The sequence below is a fragment of the Paraburkholderia eburnea genome (assembly GCF_002917095.1).
Classification (GTDB): Bacteria; Pseudomonadota; Gammaproteobacteria; order Burkholderiales; family Burkholderiaceae; genus Paraburkholderia; species Paraburkholderia eburnea.
Map to the genome: position 1 here is coordinate 1 of NZ_PQGA01000057.1, position 1,049 is coordinate 1,049.

1 protein-coding gene is annotated in these 1,049 nt (G+C 65.0%); it reads right to left on the bottom strand.

Annotated features, from left to right (window positions below; genetic code table 11):
- On the bottom strand, positions 1-1,049 hold a 1,049-nt coding region (locus tag B0G62_RS31025), incomplete at its 3' end, for a UDP-glucose dehydrogenase family protein (protein ID WP_103707981.1).

Sequence of the window (1,049 nt, forward strand, 5' to 3'; positions counted from 1 at the left end):
ATCAGGCGGCGGCTCGGCGCCTCGCGCATGTCGTCGGTATTCGGCTTGAACGCCAGGCCCCAGACCGCGAAGTGGCGCCCGCGCAGATCCTCGCCCAGCGACTTGACGATCTTGCGCACCAGCACGTCCTTCTGGGCGTGGTTCACGTCCTCGACCGCTTCGAGAATGCGCAGGTTCTGGCCGGATTCCGCCGCCGTGCGGATCAGCGCCTGCACGTCCTTCGGAAAACACGAGCCGCCATAGCCGCAGCCCGCATAGAGAAAGTGATAGCCGATGCGCGGATCGGAGCCGATACCGCGCCGCACCGATTCGATGTCCGCACCGACGCGGTCAGCCAGATTCGCCATCTCGTTCATGAACGAGATGCGCGTGGCCAGCATGGCGTTGGCCGCGTATTTGCTGAATTCGGCCGAGCGCACGTCCATGTAGATCGTGCGCTCGTGATTGCGGTTGAACGGCGCGTAGAGGCGCTTCATCTTCTCGCGCGCGAGTTCGCCGTTGGCGTCCTCGTCGATGCCGATGATGATGCGGTCCGGACGCATGAAGTCGTCCACGGCCGCGCCCTCTTTCAGGAATTCGGGATTCGAGACCACCGAGAAGCGGTGCTGCCCGCCCGCGTCGAGGCCGCGTCTGGCGAGTTCCTCGGCGACCACGGCCTGCACGCGCTGGGCCGTGCCGACCGGCACCGTCGACTTATCGACGATCACCTTGAAGCCGTTCATGTGGCGGCCGATGCTGCGCGCCGCTTCGAGCACGTATTGCAGGTCCGCCGAGCCGTCTTCGTCGGGCGGCGTGCCGACGGCGATGAACTGGACCTCGCCGTGCTCGACGCTCGCGGCGATGTCGGTGGAAAACGTGATGCGGCGCGCCTTGCGGTTACGCTGGATGAGTTCGAGCAGGCCGGGTTCGTGGATCGGCACGCCGCCGTTGTTCAGGATGTCGATCTTGCGCGGATCGACGTCGAGGCAGAACACGTCGTGACCGATTTCGGCAAGGCACGCCCCGGTGACGAGGCCAACGTAGCCGGTACCGATAATGGTGATTTTCAT